This is a genomic window from Nocardia terrae (assembly GCF_009760405.1).
GTDB lineage: Bacteria > Actinomycetota > Actinomycetes > Mycobacteriales > Mycobacteriaceae > Nocardia > Nocardia terrae.
On the sequence record NZ_WRPP01000002.1, the window covers coordinates 373,780 to 390,597 of the forward strand.

The 16,818-nt window shown below is 68.5% G+C and carries 19 protein-coding genes; 7 read left to right on the forward strand and 12 right to left on the reverse strand.

Annotation, left to right across the window (positions count from 1 at the left end; all coding sequences use genetic code 11):
- Positions 1-49 precede the first annotated feature (49 nt).
- Positions 50-676, reverse strand: coding sequence for an alpha-ketoglutarate-dependent dioxygenase AlkB (locus GPX89_RS11530; RefSeq protein WP_157387488.1), 627 nt, complete (start codon positions 674-676; stop codon positions 50-52).
- 138 nt (positions 677-814) lie between these two features.
- Here GPX89_RS11530 and ribB point away from each other — a divergent pair, with 138 nt between their 5' ends.
- Together ribB and GPX89_RS11540 are read left to right on the forward strand one after the other, a co-directional pair.
- Positions 815-1,480 (forward strand): 3,4-dihydroxy-2-butanone-4-phosphate synthase, encoded by a 666-nt coding sequence (gene ribB, locus GPX89_RS11535; protein ID WP_157387489.1) that lies wholly within the window; start codon positions 815-817, stop codon positions 1,478-1,480.
- Positions 1,477-2,148, forward strand: coding sequence for an HAD family hydrolase (locus GPX89_RS11540; RefSeq protein ID WP_157387490.1), 672 nt, complete (start codon positions 1,477-1,479; stop codon positions 2,146-2,148). The genes ribB and GPX89_RS11540 overlap by 4 nt, the downstream gene beginning before the upstream one ends.
- Positions 2,149-2,240: 92 nt before the next feature.
- On the opposite strand, the gene GPX89_RS11545 is transcribed toward GPX89_RS11540, so the two are convergent.
- The 4 genes from GPX89_RS11545 to GPX89_RS11555 all read right to left on the reverse strand — a co-directional run bounded on the left by GPX89_RS11545 (position 2,241) and on the right by GPX89_RS11555 (position 4,644).
- Positions 2,241-3,047 carry an LLM class flavin-dependent oxidoreductase gene (locus tag GPX89_RS11545; protein ID WP_157387491.1) on the reverse strand — a complete coding sequence of 269 codons (807 nt, stop codon included), beginning with the start codon at positions 3,045-3,047 and terminating at the stop codon, positions 2,241-2,243.
- 69 nt (positions 3,048-3,116) lie between these two features.
- Positions 3,117-4,001: an alpha/beta fold hydrolase gene (locus GPX89_RS11550; protein ID WP_157387492.1), complete on the reverse strand. Its 885-nt coding sequence runs from the start codon at positions 3,999-4,001 to the stop codon at positions 3,117-3,119.
- A 45-nt stretch (positions 4,002-4,046) separates the two neighbouring features.
- On the reverse strand, positions 4,047-4,172 hold the full coding sequence (locus GPX89_RS45395; protein ID WP_268893292.1) for a hypothetical protein: 126 nt from the start codon (positions 4,170-4,172) through the stop codon (positions 4,047-4,049).
- Position 4,173: 1 nt separating this feature from the next.
- Entirely contained in the window at positions 4,174-4,644 is a 471-nt protein-coding gene (locus GPX89_RS11555; RefSeq protein ID WP_157387493.1) for an alpha/beta fold hydrolase, read from the reverse strand.
- A 106-nt stretch (positions 4,645-4,750) separates the two neighbouring features.
- On the opposite strand from GPX89_RS11555, the gene GPX89_RS11560 reads away from it, so the two are divergent.
- Positions 4,751-5,350, forward strand: coding sequence for a TetR/AcrR family transcriptional regulator (locus GPX89_RS11560; protein WP_157387494.1), 600 nt, complete (start codon positions 4,751-4,753; stop codon positions 5,348-5,350).
- 1 nt (position 5,351) lies between these two features.
- On the opposite strand, the gene GPX89_RS11565 is transcribed toward GPX89_RS11560, so the two are convergent.
- The 5 genes from GPX89_RS11565 to GPX89_RS11585 form a co-directional block, all read right to left on the reverse strand.
- Complete coding sequence (locus GPX89_RS11565; protein ID WP_328601730.1) at positions 5,352-6,242, reverse strand: alpha/beta fold hydrolase; 891 nt, start codon at positions 6,240-6,242, stop codon at positions 5,352-5,354.
- 24 nt (positions 6,243-6,266) lie between these two features.
- Positions 6,267-7,328: a mechanosensitive ion channel family protein gene (locus GPX89_RS11570; RefSeq protein WP_157387495.1), complete on the reverse strand. Its 1,062-nt coding sequence runs from the start codon at positions 7,326-7,328 to the stop codon at positions 6,267-6,269.
- A 52-nt stretch (positions 7,329-7,380) separates the two neighbouring features.
- A complete protein-coding gene (locus tag GPX89_RS11575; protein ID WP_157387496.1) occupies positions 7,381-8,748 on the reverse strand; it encodes an MFS transporter in 1,368 nt (455 codons plus the stop codon).
- Positions 8,745-9,191, reverse strand: a complete 447-nt coding sequence (locus GPX89_RS11580; protein WP_157387497.1) for a MarR family winged helix-turn-helix transcriptional regulator — start codon at positions 9,189-9,191, stop codon at positions 8,745-8,747. The genes GPX89_RS11575 and GPX89_RS11580 overlap by 4 nt, the downstream gene beginning before the upstream one ends.
- Before the next feature lie 82 nt (positions 9,192-9,273).
- Positions 9,274-10,725, reverse strand: coding sequence for an APC family permease (locus GPX89_RS11585; protein WP_157387498.1), 1,452 nt, complete (start codon positions 10,723-10,725; stop codon positions 9,274-9,276).
- A 103-nt stretch (positions 10,726-10,828) separates the two neighbouring features.
- Between GPX89_RS11585 and GPX89_RS11590 the strand changes: the two genes are divergently transcribed.
- Positions 10,829-12,037, forward strand: coding sequence for an ROK family transcriptional regulator (locus tag GPX89_RS11590; RefSeq protein ID WP_157387499.1), 1,209 nt, complete (start codon positions 10,829-10,831; stop codon positions 12,035-12,037).
- A 38-nt stretch (positions 12,038-12,075) separates the two neighbouring features.
- Here GPX89_RS11590 and lepB read toward each other — a convergent pair whose 3' ends face one another.
- A complete protein-coding gene (lepB, locus tag GPX89_RS11595) occupies positions 12,076-12,867 on the reverse strand; it encodes a signal peptidase I (protein WP_407939377.1) in 792 nt (263 codons plus the stop codon).
- Positions 12,868-12,946: 79 nt separating this feature from the next.
- Entirely contained in the window at positions 12,947-13,954 is a 1,008-nt protein-coding gene (locus GPX89_RS11600) for a DUF5753 domain-containing protein (RefSeq protein ID WP_157387500.1), read from the reverse strand.
- Between the two features lie 152 nt (positions 13,955-14,106).
- Between GPX89_RS11600 and GPX89_RS11605 the strand changes: the two genes are divergently transcribed.
- From GPX89_RS11605 to GPX89_RS11615, 3 genes are all read left to right on the forward strand, one after another.
- Complete coding sequence (locus tag GPX89_RS11605; protein ID WP_157387501.1) at positions 14,107-14,937, forward strand: alpha/beta fold hydrolase; 831 nt, start codon at positions 14,107-14,109, stop codon at positions 14,935-14,937.
- A 235-nt stretch (positions 14,938-15,172) separates the two neighbouring features.
- The gene (gene pyrR / locus GPX89_RS11610) at positions 15,173-15,811 is read left to right on the forward strand and encodes a bifunctional pyr operon transcriptional regulator/uracil phosphoribosyltransferase PyrR (RefSeq protein ID WP_157387502.1); all 639 of its coding nucleotides are present in this window, start codon (positions 15,173-15,175) and stop codon (positions 15,809-15,811) included.
- A complete protein-coding gene (locus tag GPX89_RS11615) occupies positions 15,808-16,773 on the forward strand; it encodes an aspartate carbamoyltransferase catalytic subunit (protein WP_328601731.1) in 966 nt (321 codons plus the stop codon). The genes pyrR and GPX89_RS11615 overlap by 4 nt, the downstream gene beginning before the upstream one ends.
- The last annotated feature ends 45 nt before the right edge of the window (positions 16,774-16,818 follow it).

Below are 16,818 nucleotides of genomic sequence, written 5' to 3' on the forward strand. Positions count from 1 at the left end.
ATTGCGGGCGTGCCGCACCGGGGTGGGTGCGCGGCGCCCGGACCCCTCGTTACCGGACGCCGCGCGGACGGAACTGAATGCTGATCCGCGGCCCCACCGGCCGCTTGGTCTTGGGAATGGCGTGCTCCCAGGTCCGCTGGCACGACCCGCCCATGACGATGAGATCCCCGTGCCCGAGCGGATACCGCACGCTCGCCCCGCCCCCGCGCGGCCGCAACATCAGCGCCCGCGCCGCCCCCACGGACACGATGGCCACCATGGTGTCGTCGGTCGCGCCCCGCCCGAACGTATCCCCGTGCCAGGCGACGCTGTCGTTCCCATCGCGGTAGTAGCACAGCCCCGACGTCGTGAACGGCTCCCCGAGCTCCTCGGCGTAATGCGCGCTCAACGCGTCCCGCGCCTCGCCCAGCACCGGATCCGGCAGCTCCCGACCCTGCTCGTAAAAACAAAGCAGCCGAGGCACATCCACCATCCGGTCGTACATGGCCCGCCGATCCGCCCGCCACGGCACCCGCGCCACCAACCGCTCGAACACCTCGTCCGCCCCGCTCAACCACCCCGGCAGCACATCCACCCACGCCCCGTCCCCGAGCTCGGTGCGCCGAATCCCGTCCAGCCCACCGACCCCGACCTCCCCGAACCCATCGAGCAGCGATCCCTGCAGTGGTGTCGACATGCGCCCGAACCTACCACAAGATCGAACGTATGTTCGGTGGCGTCGATGGGTAATGATCTCCGTTGAAAGATGATCTTGGTTTGTTGAGCGTCTGTGTTGTGTGATCCCATTCCCGAGACCGGGCGGAGGCCGCTGACGATGACTGTTCCAGCCACTACGCAATACCGGGTGAACCTGTTCGACGAACTCGACGACGCGGTCCACGAGATCGCCGCCGGGCGAGCGGTGATCGTGGTCGATGACGAGCATCGCGAGAACGAGGGCGATCTGATCATGGCCGCCGAACACGCCACTCCCGAAATGCTGGGGTTCTTCATCCGCTACACCGGAGGCGTGGTGTGTGCGCCGATGCCGGCCGAACGCGCGGATGCGCTGGGGCTGCCGTTGATGACAGCGACGAACCAGGATTGCAAACAGACCGCGTTCACCGTCACCGTCGACGCGGTCGCGGACGTGGTATCCGGGATCAGCGCCGCAGATCGGGCCGCCACCCTGCGGGCGCTGGCGGACCCGGCCACCAACTCCGGTGATCTGCAACGGCCGGGCCATGTGTTCCCGCTGCGCGCGCACCCGCAGGGGCTGACCGCACGGCAGGGCCATACCGAGGCGGGCGTGGAGTTGATGCGGCTGGCCGGGCTGGCGCCGATCGCGGTGATCAGCGAGGTGTGTCACGACGACGGGTCGGTGATGCGAGTGCCCGCGCTGCGTGCCTTCGCCGATGCCCATGGGCTGAAACTGATTTCGATCGATCAACTCCTCGCCCGGCAGGGCGCGGCCCGGTCGACCGCGACCGTTCGGGCATGAGCGAACGCGTCGAGGCGGTCCTGTTCGATCTGGACGGCACCCTGGCCGCGACCATGAACCCGTGGGATCGCTGCTGGTCGGATTACGCGGCACGGCACGGCCATCGCTGGGGTGAAGCCGACCGTCACCGAACCCACGGTCACGGTGACTGGGCGGTCCACCTGGCCCGGGTATGCGGGATCGGACGGCCCGAGCAGGTGGTCGCCGACTGTGTCGATCTGATGCTCGAGCAGGTCGACACCGGGCAGATCGCCTTGTTGCCCGGTGCGGAGAAGCTGCTGGCCACCGCCGCCGAGCGGGTGCCGGCCGGTGTGGTGTCGGCGTCACCGCGCCGATTCGTGCATGCCGTCCTCGACCACTTCGACCTGCGCCGCTCGCTGCGGGTCGTGGTCACCCGCGAGGACCGGGCACAGACCAAACCGCATCCCGCGCCCTGGCTGCACGCGGCGAGCCTGTTGAGCGTAGACCCGCGATCGTGTGTCGCGGTGGAGGATTCGGCCGCGGGCATCCGTTCCGCGCACACCGCGGGAATGCGAGTGCTCGCGATCCCGAGCTGGGGTCCACCCCGGCATCCAGCCGAAGCCGACCTGGCCGCCCACCTGGCCGTCGACGCGCTCCAGGCCGACCGCTGGCTTCGCCGCACCCTGACCGAGATGAGCCCGGTCTAGAGCTCGACGACCGCCTGGCGAGTCCCGGTCCGGGCGATCTCGGCCCGCATTCGGAACCGGATTCGTGGAGTTCCCCTCGGCCGCGCGGATCGCTATCGGCCGGTAAGGGCTTCGACGACCGGGGCGAACCGGTCGGCGAAGTCGGCGCCGAAGATGAAGTAGGAGAAGCCCATTTCGTCGCGGCGGCGCTGAATCTCGTCGATCGCGGCCGCGGGGTCGTCCGGGAGGACGGTCATCGCGTCGGCGGCGTGGAGGGCGGCGGTGTCGGTGTCGGGGCGGGCCATGTGCGGGGCGACCGTGTCGCCGATGACCGGGACGGCGAGGGCGAGTTCGACGTCGGCTTTCGCGCGGAAATCGGTTGCCAGACGGGCGACTTCGGCACGGGGGTGCTCGCCCAGGACGAAGGTGACGATGTCGGCTGCTTCCGCGGCCAGGGCCTGGGCCTTCGGGCCGAGTACGGCCATTGCGACGGGGGTGTGGTGGTCGGGGCCGTCGAGTTCGCGCAGGGATCGGACGGTCTCGCGGATGTCGGCCAGGCGCTGGTGCGGTGGCGGGACAGCGGGCATGCGCTTGTCGCGGAGCTCGTCTTCGATTCCCGGTCTGCCGGTGCCGATTCCCATTTCGAAGCGGCCCTCGGTCAGCAGGGAGAGCGAGTGCGCCTCCCACGCGGTCAGCCAGGCCGGACGGAACGGGGACGCGTACACCCACGCGCCCACGCGCAGATCGGTGACGGCCGCGACGGTGGCCAGCATCGGTGCGGGAGCGGGCTGCGTCAGCGGGAAGTCCGGCACCAGCAGCGTCGAGTACCCGTGGTCGGCAATGCGGCGCGCCCGATCCCGCCACGTGGGCACATCGGTCATGAGCGGGGCAACGACCCCGAATCGAAACGGTCTCGTCATTCCTGGACTCCTTCTCCGTCGGTCTGTCCAGAGGTGTCGACGGAGAAGGAGTTCGAAAATCATCGGTCCTCAGGCCCGAACCTGATCATGCCGGTTCGCGAAGTCCAGGAACCGGGGGATCACCTGCTCCGGTATGGCCCACAGCATTTCATGGCCCACGCCGGGGTAGACGTCCACCACGGCTCCCCGGAGGTGATCGCGGGCCCGCTGCGCCCCGACCTGCGGATCATTGGCGACCGTGTCCGCGCCGAACAGCACCATCGTCGGCGCGGTGACGGCCGCCAGCTGCTCATCGGAGAGCGGTCGTTCCCACGGCATGGCGATGCGGAACTTGATCGCGCCGAGGATCATCGTCCAGATTTCCTCGCGGTGCCGCAGACCGGGGGTCAGCCACTCGGTGAACTTCTCCATGCGCTTGCGAGTCGGGATGATCCCGCCGACCAGGAACTTGAGCAGCACGCTCCACTTCGGTTTGGTGAACGTGGCCCCGCCGGGCTCGAGCATGGTCAGGCTCGCCAGCCGGTCCGAATGCCGCACCCCGACCAGCAGCGCCAGCCACGATCCCATCGAATACCCGGCCAGGTGCACACGTTCCGCGCCCAAGCCGTCGAACACCTCGATCAACCAGGCGACGATGTCGGCCTCGTCGCGAAGGGGCGCGGTCTGCTCGCTGCGTCCGGCCCAGCCCAGCGGGTCGATCGTGTACACCACCCGATCTCGCGACAGGTCCGCGATGACCGTCTCCCAGAACAATCCGTTGCCCGGCATGCCCGGCAACAGCACGATCGGTGTGCCGTACCCGGATCCGGATTCGCGCACCCGCGTGATCCCGTACGAGGTCTTGATATCGAGATCGGTCGACGGCACAGGCCATTGCGCGGCGACGACGTCATAGGCGCTCAGGTACTTCGCCTCGGCCTTGGCGCTGATGAAACGTCCGATCTTGTCGGCCATCCGGGCCTCCTCTTCCTCTTCGGTGCGGTGGTTCGGGTCGGTCTGTCAGTCGGCGCGCAGCAGTTCGGCCGGGTCGTGCATACGAGCGAAGCCCAGGATCCGGTCGAGTACGGCGTCCTTGTCGGGCCCTTGGAACAGCAGGCCGTGTGAGGCACCCGGGTAGATCTCCACCTCACAGGTCGGAATCTGTTGCAGCGCACGGGCGGGCCAGGCGCTCGGATCCGTTGACGCCCGCCATGAATGCCCGCCACGCGCCGTCGGAGTAGCCCATGACGTGGGCATGCGGCAGGTCGAGCGCCGCGAGCGTCTCGTCCAGCCATTTCCCGTAGTCGGCGCCGCCGGTGATGGGTGCGGTCTGCACGCTCAGCCCGGCCGCGCCGATGGTGTCGAGTGCGTAGACCGTCCGCTCGGCGGCGAGGCGCTCGATGATCGGGTGCCAGCACGCGCCATTGCCGTTCAAGGGGGGAATCAACACCAGCGGCGTTCCCTCGCCGCTGCCGCACTTGCGGACATGTGTTGTGCCATACGACGTTTCGACGTCGAACTCGGTGGACGGAATCGTCCACAGTGTCGACAGTGACGCGTAGGCCCTCATGTAGGCGTCCTCGGCCGTCTCGCTCTTCCATTGCCCGATCTGGGCCATCACGCCTCCCCGTCATCCTCGTTGATGGTATGAACGTATCATAAAAATGGTATCGGCGTACCATCAAAAACTTCCACCCCCAGGAGCCTCAGGAGAGCCGGTTCGCATGCCACGTTTGGTCGATCACGAGCAGCGGCGGCGGGAGATCACCACCGCCGCGCGCAAGGTCATTGCCACAGGCGGGCTGGACGCGGCCACGTTCCAGGCGGTGGCGGCGGAGGCCGGGATCTCGGTGCGGCTGATCCAGTACTACTTCGGCACCAAGCGGGATCTGATGCTGGCCACGCACAAGGCGGTCGTGGAGGACTGGGGGAAGGCGTTCGCGGCGGCGCTCGGCGGGCTGGCTCCGGACGCGACGCCGCGCGAGGTCGTCCGGGCCGTGTCGATCGGGCTGATCCCGCTCGATGATCAAGGGCACCAGGACAATCTGGTGTTCGCGGCGTTTCACGCGGCCAACCTGACCGGCAATACCGTCACCTCGGAGGAGATGATGGGAGCCCCGCGCTATCTGATCACCAGCTTCACCGAGCAGCTGCGGCGCGAACGCCCGGACGAATCAGACGCGCACGCAACCGAACTCGACGCCGAATTGATCGTGCTCACGGCCAGCGCCGTCAGTCAGGCGATCCTGGCCGGCGGGGCCACCCGGGAGCGGGCGGTCGAATTGCTCGACCACCTGCTCGACCGGGTGTTCACGCGAGAATGAGCTAGCGCTCCTGTTCGCCGACCTGGGCGCGGACGAAATCCACGACCGCGTCGGTGAATTCGTCATTGGCGTCGCTGGCCGCGGTGTGGGCGGCGGTGCCGATCTCGGCGTACTCGGCGTGCGGGACCAGAGCCCGGAAGGCGGCTACGCCCTCGTCGCTGACCACGTCGGAGAGCTTGCCGCGCACCAGCAGCACCGGGATGGTCAGCCCGCGGGCCGCGTTCTCGAGCAGTTCGGTCTGCACGTCGATCTCCTCGCCGCGGCCGTCGCCGCGCGGGGACAGCATGGCCGGATCCCAGTGCCAGTACCAGCGGCCGTCGGCCCGCTGCCGCAGATTGCGCTGCAGCCCTTCGGGATTGCGCGGGCGGCGGCGGTGGGGGAGGTATTCGGCGACCGCGTCGGCGGCCTCCTCGAGGCTGGCGAATCCCTCGGGGTTGCTGCCCAGGAAGTTGATGACGCGCTCGACGCCCTTGCGTTCGGGGCGCGGGACCACATCGACCAGCACCAGGCCCGTGATGAGCTCGCGGTCGGGGTGGGTGGTCGCGATGAGCCCGGTCAGGCCGCCCATGCTCGCGCCGACGATGAACGCCGGTTTGCCGAGTTGCCGCAGCACCGCCATCAGGTCCTCGACCATGGCGTCGCGGCGGTAGTTGCCCTCGGGATCCCAGGCGCTGTCGCCGTGCCCGCGCGCGTCGAGCAGGACCGCGTGCATTCCGGCCTTGGCCAGGGCCAGCCCGGAGTCCTTCCACGAGCCGCGGGTCTGCCCGCCGCCGTGCAGGAAGACGACCAGTGGCCCGTCCTCGGGTCCCCAGCTGTCCCCGGCGAGGACGATCCCGCCCTGGCCGCGAAAGCTCACCCGTGCGGGTTCGGTGAATTCAGCGTCATTGCTCACCCTCCGAGCATCGCACACGTCGGTTTACGGTGTATGAAGACTGGCCGGTAGCCAGGATCGGGGGTCCTCGTCGCGAGCGAAGGCCAGCGTCCGCACGGGGTAGGGGAAGGTGATGCCCTCCGCGCGGTAGCGCTTGTGCAGGGCCTTCATGAATTCGCTGATGAGCAGGTACTGATCCTCGTAGTGCCGGGTGCGCAGCACGACACGGAACTCGATGCCGGACTCGCCGAAGGTATGGAAACGCACGCGCGGATCCGCGCCCTTGAAACCCGCGTCGTGTTCCTTCATCACCTGGCGCGCGACCTCCATGGTCACGGCTTCGACGTGCTCGAGGTTGCTGTCGTAGCCGGTGGACACCTCGACCATGATCGCCATGTCCTGCTCGGGGCGGTGGAAGTTGGTGAGGATGCAGTCGGCGAACTTGCGGTTGGGCACGATGATGTAGTTGCCCGGGATGTCCTGGATGGTGGTGGTCCGCCAGTTCACGTCGCTGATCCAGCCCGCCTCACCGCTGTCGAGCTTCACGAAGTCGCCGGGCTGGACCGTCTTCGAGGCCAGAATATGCACGCCCGCAAAGAGATTCGCGAGCGTGCCCTCCAGCGCCAGGGCGATGGCCAGCGCGCCGATACCCAGGGCGCCCAGCAAGGGAGTGATCTGCACGCCCACCGAGTCGAGGGTGATGAGCACACCGAGCACGAAGACCACGATCCGGGTGACGGTGGAGAACAAGCTGACCGAACCGGACATGCCGGTAATGCGCCGGACCACCGTGGTCACCACTTCCGCCGCCAGCCGGGCCAGCGCGTAGGTGACGGCCAGCATGAACGCGGCCTCGAGGATCTGATGCACGGCCCGCGGTGAGAACGGCAGCCCGTTGGGCAGCGACAGCGCGATGAGCAGACCGGTCAGTGAGCACACCGGCATCGCGAGGTCGCGAGCCAGCCCGAAGCCCATCCGGTGCAGGGTGAGATTGCGTGCCGAGGTCTTGGCGGCGATCCGGTCCACCAGCCTGCGGGCGAGGATGCCGAGCAGCGGGCCGAGGACGGCGATGACCACGGTGAGCACCCAGATCAGCGGCTTGTTCATCCGAGCTCCTCCCAACGTCAGTGGTGGGGTGGAACAGCAGGCAGCCCTCGGATCATAGCGAGCGGTCGATGACCGACAGGAACAGGCACAACGAGGCCGCCACCAGCATGAACGCCGCCAGATGATGCAGTCCGGCCAGGCCCGAGCCGGGGGACAGGAACGCCCCGCCCGCGGCGGCCGCGGCGATCGCGCCGAAGTAGGAGAAGGTGCGCAGCAGTCCCGCCGACGAACCGATCCGGTCGGGCTCGGCCTGACGGTAGAGGGCGTTCTGATTGGCGAGATTGTTGAGCCCCTGCGGGATTCCGTTGAGGACGGCCGCCGCGATCAGCAGCCACAGCGCGGCCCCGGCGTGCAGGGTCAGCAGCAGGATCGTCATGATCACCTGGAAGGCGCCGCCGACCAGGAGTTTTCCGCGAATCGCCGCACGTCGTCCGGTGATCGCCGAGACGGTGATCGCGGTCAGCGACATGGGCAGCAGGATCAGGCCCGCGCCCGCGGCGCTCAGTCCCCGGCCCGCCTCCAGCCATTGGGTGAAACCGTAGAGGAAGCAGTAGCCGACCACGCAGGTCAGCAGATTGCGGGTGTAGGTGGCGATCAAGGGAAGGTTGCCGCCGAGCAGCCGGATGTCGAGAAATGGCCGCTCGGTACGCAATTCACGCCAGGCCAGGACGAGCCCGGCCGCGACCGCGAGCACCGGCAGATACCAGTGCGCCACTCGCGGATTCATCAGGAACAGCAGCGCGGTGATGAGCATCGCCGCGAACAGGCCGATGCCGGGCAGATCGAGGTCCGAGAGCCGACCGCGGTGGGGCGCGGCCGTTTTCGGGATCCGCCGCCATCCGATGATCAGGCACGCCGCGGCGAGCGGCAGGTTGACCGCGAAGGTCGCCCGCCATCCGCCCACGTGGATCAGCAGTCCGCCCAGGCTCGGACCGATCACCGCGATGGTCTGATTGGCGACGGCCAGCGCGGCGAGCACACCGGCCGGGCTGTCGCGTCCGGTGCGCTCGGATTCGCTGCGGATCAGGTACATCGACGCGGGATAGCCCGCGCAGGTGCCGAATCCGAGGATCACCCGGGCGAGGACGAGGACCCACAGCGCGGGGGCGAGCATGCCGAGCAGTCCCGCGAAGCCGGTGAGCGCGGCCCCGATCAGATACAGCGGTCGCGGACCGTGGAGGTCGATGAGCCTGCCCACCACCGGCTGCCCGATGGCGGTGGCCAGATACAGCGCCGACACCAGCCACGCGGTCTCGGCCGCGGGTGCGCCGAAGGCCACGCCGATCGGCACCAGCGAGACGGCGATGATGGACGAATTGATCGGGTTCAGAATCGAACTGGTGATCATCGGCACGAGCAGCCGGCGGTCGAATTCGTCGGGCCGCGCCGATCCGGTGCGCCGGTGCAGCGTGGAAATCATTGCGGCCCCAGTCTTTCCAGTAGATCCAGGGCTGCCAGCAGGGTTTGCCGCTCGCTCTCGGTGTATTGCCGTTCGAGGGCGGTGGTGAGCCATTCCTGTCCGGCCTGCGCCCGTCCGGCCATCAGTTCGCGGCCCGCGTCGCTGAGCGAGACGAGTTGCCGCCGACCGTCTTTCGGGTCGGGACGGCGGTCGATGAAGCCCCGCTCGGCGAGGATGCCGAGGTGGGTGGCGATGGCCTGTGGCCGGACCCGCTCGGCCGCGGCGATCTCGCTGGCGGTGGCGTCGCCCCGTTTCAACCGGCTCAGCACCGACAGCTGTGAGGGGGTCAGCTCCACATTGTCGGAGGCCTCCTGGAACCGGCGTCGCAACCGGCTGACCAGGACGCGGAGTTCGCGAGCGGCCTGGATCGAGGAGCCGGACAGGACCGTGGGTGCTTCGGGCATGGACTCCACAGTAGATGGACAATCCAGATTGCACAATTGAAATTGAACAACCTGGATTGTCTATTTGGACACCTCCGGCCGATCAGGCGGCCGGTGCGGGCTCGGCGTCGAGGTACTCCTCGCGGATCTGCTTCGGCCCGAACGGCCAGGTCCGCTCGACCCGCGCCCAGATCAGATAGGCCGCGATCCCCAGTACGGTCCAGGCCAGCGACCACTCGATCGGGTGCACGCCCGGATTCGCCTTGTCGGCGTATCCGTAGATGACCGCCCAGCCGATGGCCGCGACCACCGCGGGCAGCGGATACAGCAGCATCTTGTACGGCCGGGCCAGTCCCGGCTGGCGTCGCCGCAATACCGCCACGGCCGCGATCTGCGCGAACGCCTGGACGATGACCATCACCGTGGTGAGCAGTGAAATCAGCACCGCCAGTGGGGGATGCGTGGCCGAGGTGCCCACATGCCGGGCCAGCACGAACCCGGCCGCGGTGATCGCGCCCATCACGAGGAGTCCGAGCATCGGGAATTCGTGCTTGGGATGCAGCTTTCCGAACGACCGGAAGAACACGCCGTCACGAGCCGCGTCGAAGGGCACCCGCGAACCGCCGAGCAGTCCGGTGAACACCGAGGCGAAGGCGGTGATGAGGATCAGCACGGTCACGGTGTCGGCCGCGCCCTTGCCCATGGTCTTCTCCAGCACCGCGGACGCGACCGATTGCGAGGCGACGTTGTTGGAGTCGAGCATGTCGTGCCAGTCGATGACGCCCAGCACACCGATCTGCATGCCGAGGTAGATCACCATGACCGCGAGCACCGCGTAGATGATCGAGCGGGGGAGCACCCGGCCCGGATTCTTCAGCTCGGCACCGATGTACGCGGTGGTGTTGTAGCCGAGGTAGTCGTAGATGCCGATGGTGAGGCCCGAGGCGAAGCCCAGCCAGAAGCCGCCGCGCCCGAAATCGACCGCGTGATCGGGCCAGGTGAAGGCCATGCTCGGGTGGAAGTGGGTGAAGGCGGCCAGGATCACCGCCGCCACCGACACGATCATGACCGCCCACATGACGACGGTGATCCGGCCGACGGAATCGACGCGCCGCCACAGCAGCAGCACGACCAGCGCCACCACCGCGAGCCCGACGATGTCGCCCTGCGCCGTGGTCATCGACGGCCACAGGTAGGTCAGGTACTGCACCAGGCCCTGCACGCCGGTCGACATGATCAGCGGAATGAAAAGTATTGCGGTCCAGACGAACAGGAACGGCATGAGCCGCCCGGTCCGGTACTGGAACGCCTCGCGCAGGTACACGTAGGTGCCGCCCGCGCCGGGCATGGCCGCGCCGAGTTCGGCCCAGATGAGCCCGTCGGCCAGTGCCAGCACCGCGCCGGCGACGAAGCCGATGACGGCGTGCGGTCCGCCGAAGGCGGCGACCATGAGGGGGATGGTGACGAAGGGTCCGATGCCGACCATCTGGCTCATATTGATGGTCGTGGCCTGGAACAGGCCGATTCTTCGGGGAAGGGTGCGGGGGCCGGTCATGGCTGCCTCCGTGGCGCGTTCGGGAGGGCGTAAGGGTTTTGTAAAGTTAAATTCCTTTACTATCTGAGTCAAGAGGTCGGGCCGATTGTTTACAGTCGGACCGATGACACGCGAGGATCGGAGTGCGGTGGACGAACTCCCTTGGAACCGGCAGCGTTTGCGCAGCAACAACGAGTGGCTGCTGCTCGAGCAGTTGCGCACCGCCGGACCCAGCTCGCGCGCCCAGCTGGCCCGAGATACCGGGCTGTCGAAGCCGACCGTGTCGAGCGCCCTTGCCGCGCTGCAGCAGCACGGGCTGGTGCGTGAGGTCGGGACCGTCGCGCCCGAACGCGGCCGCACGGCCGTCGTGTACGAGCCCGACCCCACGGCGGGCTATGTGCTGGGCCTCGATGTCGGGCGCGCCTACCTGCGCACCGCCGTGGCGGACCTGTCCGGAAAGGTGTTGTCGCGCACCGACGTTCCCAACCGCGCCCGCACCGCCACCGCGCTCGCGCAGACCGCCGCGGAGGCGGTCCGCGAAACCCTCGGCGACGCGGGCGTTCCCGTCGACCGCGTGGTGCACACGGTGCTGGGCAGCCCCGGCGTCTTCGACCCGCAGGACGGCCGCATGCACTACGCCGTCAACCTGCCCGGCTGGGGCCGCGCGGGCCTGCTCGAGGAACTGCACGACGCTCTCGGCGTCTCGGAGCTGTCGGTGCACAATGACGCCAACCTCGCCGCCCTCGGCGAATACGCCCACGGCGGCGGGCGCGGCAGCCGCCTGTTCGTCTATGTCCTCATCGGCACCGGTCTCGGCGTCGGAATCGTCTCCCGCGGTGAGCTTTTCACCGGCGCGCACGGCGCGGCCGGTGAGGTCGGCTTCCTGCCTGCGGCTTTCGGCGACCCGGCCGCCGGGGCCTCCCGTCGCGGTGCGCTCGAGGAGGCCGTCACCGCCGACGCCGTCGTCCGCGCCGCCCGCGACCGCGGTATGACCGGGCGACTCACGGCCAAACGGGTTTTCGACGCCGCCCGCGCGGGCGATCCGGTGGCCGCCGATGTCGTTCGCCAGGAGGGCGAGCGCATCGCGCTGGTGGTGGCCGCCGTCACCGCCGTGCTCGACCCCGACGTCATCGTGGTCGGCGGTGGACTCGGCCGCAGCGCCGACCTGCTGCTCGAGCAGGTCCGCACCGCCCTGGCCCGCACCACCCCGCTGCGCCCCACCGTCCGCCCGAGCGAATTGGGTGATGACGCAGTGCTACTCGGTGCGATAGCCACCGCCTTGCGCACGGCCCGCCCCCAGGTCTTCGACCGGCGCACCCCGACCGCTCACTAGCCGACAACCCTGCGTCACGGCCGACGCGCGAACCGCCGCTATTGCGGATTCTGGGCGTGGATGGGTCCGATGCGGCTGGGTGGCCAGATCTTGAAGACCGCCTTGCCTCGGATGTCGGAGATCGGAACCGTTCCGGTGTACTGGTCTTCGACGTGGGCGCGGGAGTCGGCGGACCTGTTGCGGTTGTCGCCCATGACCCAGACATTGCCCGCGGGCACCGTGATCGGACCGAACTCGCGCCCCTGACCCGCACTGGTGGAATACGCGAGCCCCGGCTGATAGGCGATGGTGTATTGCGCGTAGGGCTCATCCAGGGGTTTGCCGTCGACCAGGACCCGCCCCTGCGCATCGCAGCACTGCACCGTCTGACCGCCGACAGCGATCACCCGCTTGACCAGATCGTTCTCGTCGGGCGGTTCGAGCCCGAAGAAGGCGAGGAAGTTCTCGACGCTCCGCAGCACCACGTTGTGCGATCGCTGCGAGGTCCAGTGCTGATCCCAGGACGAGCTGGGGCTCTTGAACACGATCACATCACCGGGCCGGGGATCGCCGAAGTCGTAGGTCAACTTCTCGACATAGATGCGGTCACCGGTGCACCCGGAGCAGCCGTGCAGCGTCGGTTCCATCGATTCCGAGGGAATGACATACGGGCGGCCCACGAACGTAACCAGCAGAGCCACAACAACTGCCGCGACCACGATGAGAATGGGCAGTTCCTGCCAGAGCGGCCGCTGCTTGCGCCGCGGCCGCGGCCGGCGACGCGTCTTCGCGGGCTTCCCGGCGGATTCGCCGGGTTCGTCCGCTGCCGCCGAGTTCGTGATGTCGTCCACGGTCCGAATCTAACGCCGATGCCTGTGAGTCTCGGGGCGACAGCCCTGTGGAAATGGCGTGTCCGGCAATCACTTCCTGTCAGGCCGGGATCGGGCCCTGCCGCAGTCCGGCGGCCGCGGCGATCAGGCGGGAGCGGGAGCGCTCCCGCGACTCGGCCTGCTGGGCCAGGCGATCCATCGCCTTGCGGTAGGTGTCGACTTCGTCCGGACGCCGTTCCAGGTGGGCCGCGCCGGTCGGCTGGGGCAGGTAGACGACATCGGGAAAGGTCCGCTCGGCGAATCGCAGCATGGTGAACGAGGTGCCCAGGGCCGCGCAACCGCCGGCGCGCAGCGGCAGGACCTGGATGATGACGTTCGGCCGGGCGGACAGTTCCAGCAGGTGTTCGAGTTGCCCGCGCAGCACGTGTGTCCCTCCGACGGGCCGGTACAGGACGGCTTCGTCGAGTACCGCCCACACGGTCGGTCCGCCGCACGGGTCGAGGAGTTCTCGTCGCTTGCGGCGCAGTTCGATTCGCCGCAGCTTCTCGGAACGACTCCAGTAGTCGAGCGCGATGATCGCCCGGGCGTAGTCGTCGGTTTGCAGCAGCTCCGGGACCAGATGACATTCGAAGGCTCTGACCAGCGTCGCCGTCTGCTCGAGCCCGAGATAGGCATCGGTGCGGGGCGGTGACGCCGAGCGGCGTCGGCAGGGCGGTCGCGTCGCGGCCGGGGTGAGTGAATCGGCCTCTGTCCGGGCGGCTTTCCACAATCGCCGCCACGCGCCGAGGTCGGACAACTCCCGCCGCGGCGTCGGGTCGGCCAATTCGACCAGGGTCAGGAGCACCGGCGCGAGGGATTCGAACCGCGCCGGCACGTTCCGCCCGGCCCGCCAGTCGCTGATCCGCTGGATCGACACGCTCTGGCAGGAGCCGCGGGCGCTGGTCGCCCGCATCCTGAGCGCTACCGCTCGGGCGACTCGATGCAAGGTCGGGTTACCGGCGACTTTCCACAATTCGCCCAGCTTGGCGACGAACAAGACCCTCGATCCGGTGTTGCCGGTGGCACCGGGCCGATTGTGTGAAAGGGCCTGTCCAGCAATCCTCCCCACGCGGAAATGGTATCGCCGATGCACTTGCAGATGCAAGGACACCAGCGTCAAAAATGTTGGTGCACTGCGTAATTGAGATCTTGATGAGTCATCCGAGAGCAACCGGTCCGGTTTCGTTGCGGGAGTGGTCGTTTCGGGTCCTACGATGGGTTATGCGGCTGACCGAGACGTTCGAATGGTCCGGACGGGCGATCGCCTGCGCGCGGGGCGGGACCGGGCCGGATGTGGTGTTCTGTCACGGCACGCCGTTCTCCTCTCGGGTCTGGTCGCGGTATGCCGACGCGTTCGCCGCGAAATACACCGTGCACCTGTGGGATATGCCGGGGTACGGGGAGTCGTCGAAACACGCCGGGCACCGGGTGGATTTCGGGACACAGGGCGCGGCGTTCGCGGCCTTGCTCGACCATTGGGGCCTGAGTCGACCCCATGTCATCGCACACGACTTCGGTGGAGCCGTGGCGCTGCGGGCCGCGCTCGGGCACGGGCGCGACTACGCCTCGCTCATGCTGGTGGATGTGGTGGCGATCCCACCCAGCGGTTCCCCGTTCTTCCGGTTCGTGCAACGGCATCCGGAGCTGCTCGGGGAGCTGCCCGGCTACATCCACGAGGCCGTCGTGCGCGCCTACATTCGAGGCGCGGCCCACGGTCGGCTCGAACCCGCGCAGCTCGACGAGCTCGTGGAGCCGTGGCTCGGCTCCGCAGGGCAATCGGCGTTCTATCGCCAGATCGCGCACTACGACGAGTCGTTCCTCGTCGACGACGAAGCCGAGCTGGGCTCGTTGCGGATGCCCACGCATGTCGTGTGGGGCGAGGACGACGCGTGGATCCCGATCGGCCTCGGCGAGCGGCTGGCGCGGCTGCTCCCGGATGCCGCGTTCACCTCCGTCGCCGACGCGGGCCACCTCATCCAGTACGACGCACCCGTGGCGCTGACCTCGATCCTCGCCGCCTGGCTCGAAACCCGAGCGGACCACCCGTCGTAATCCGGGACACCCTGGCGTGAACCGTGCCACAGCGGCCGACCAGGCGTATTGCTGCGGACTTGCTGGTGAATCGGGGTGCCGCGGGTTCGGGCCGGTCGGGGCGGGTGGCGGGCGGCGCGGCGCGGCGGGTTTCGGAGGGGGTGCGGGGTGAACGGCCCGTAAGCGCGCTGGTAGGGTGACCGCTCGAAAGACATCCTTTAACGGACCGTCCCGTGAGGCGGGGAAGGAGGTCGGCATGGCTGTGCCCGAAGACCGGGCGGCCAAGTCGGGCGCTGGTGAGTTCTCGCAGCGGCACGACCCGGAGCGGGTCCAGGCCGGACGCGAGCTGCTCTCCGATTCGGATGTCGGCCGGACCATCGCGCGCATGGCGCACCAGATCATCGAGAAGACGGCTCTGGACTCCGGCGACCCCAATGTTGCCCGCGTGGTGCTGATCGGAATCCCCACCCGCGGAACCACTCTCGCCCATCGCCTGGCGGGCCGGATCGAGGAATTCTCCGGCGTGCGCCCCGCGATCGGCTCCCTGGACATCACCCTCTACCGGGATGATCTGCGCTCCAAGCCGCACCGTCCGCTCGAGCGCACCTCGGTGCCCGAGGGCGGGATCGAGGACGCGCTGGTGGTGCTGGTCGACGACGTCCTGTTCTCCGGCCGCACCGTGCGCTCCGCCCTGGACGGGCTGCGCGATCTGGGTCGCCCGCGGGCGGTCCAGCTCGCGGTGCTCATCGATCGCGGCCATCGCGAACTCCCCATCCGTGCCGACTATGTCGGCAAGAACGTTCCCACCGCCCGCACCGAGGACATCTCGGTGCTGCTGCGCGAGCACGACGGCCGCGACGGTGTGTACCTGCGTCAGGAAGGCGACAACGAGTGAAGCACCTGCTGTCGGTCACCGACCTGGACCGGGACGCGGCCACGGGTTTGCTGGACGAGGCGGAGCGCTTCGAGCAGGCGCTGCTGGGCCGCGAGGTCAAGAAGCTGCCGACCCTGCGCGGCCGCACGGTCATGACAGTGTTCTTCGAGAACTCCACCCGCACCCGGGTCTCCTTCGAGGTCGCGGGCAAGTGGATGAGCGCCGACGTGATCAATGTGAGCGCGTCGAGTTCCTCTGTCTCCAAGGGCGAGTCACTGCGCGATACCGCGCTGACCCTGCACGCGGCGGGCGCGGACGCGCTCATCGTGCGCCACCCCGCCTCGGGCGCGGCGCATCAGATCGCGCGCTGGTTCGCCGAAATGGACGAGGCCGCAAGCGGTTACGCCGGTCCGGGCCCGTCGATCATCAATGCCGGTGACGGCATGCACGAGCACCCCACCCAGGCGCTGCTGGACGCGCTGACCCTGCGTCAGCGCCTCGGCGACCTCGAGGGCAAGCGGGTCGTGCTGGTCGGCGACATCCTGCACAGCCGGGTGGCGCGCTCGAATGCCTTCCTGCTCAGCACCCTCGGCGCCGAGGTGGTGCTGGTCGCGCCGCGCACCCTGCTGCCGATCGGCGTCGAGTCCTGGCCGGTGCGGATCTCGGATTCCCTGGACGCCGAGCTGCCGGGCGCGGACGCGATCATGATGCTGCGCGTGCAGGCCGAGCGCATGAACGGCGGGTTCTTCCCGTCGGCGCGCGAGTACTCGATCCGCTACGGGCTCAACGAGCGTCGGATGAAGATGCTCGACGAGAACGCGGTCGTGCTGCATCCGGGTCCGATGCTGCGCGGCATGGAGATCGGTTTCACCGTGGCCGACTCCCCGAAAGCGGCTGTGCTGCAACAGGTCAACAACGGTGTCCATATGCGCATGGCGGTGCTGTTCCGCCTGCTGGTCGGAACCGACGAGGTGGTCGCGTGATCGGGTCAGGCCCGGAGGCGGCCGCCTGCATAACCACGGAGGGCC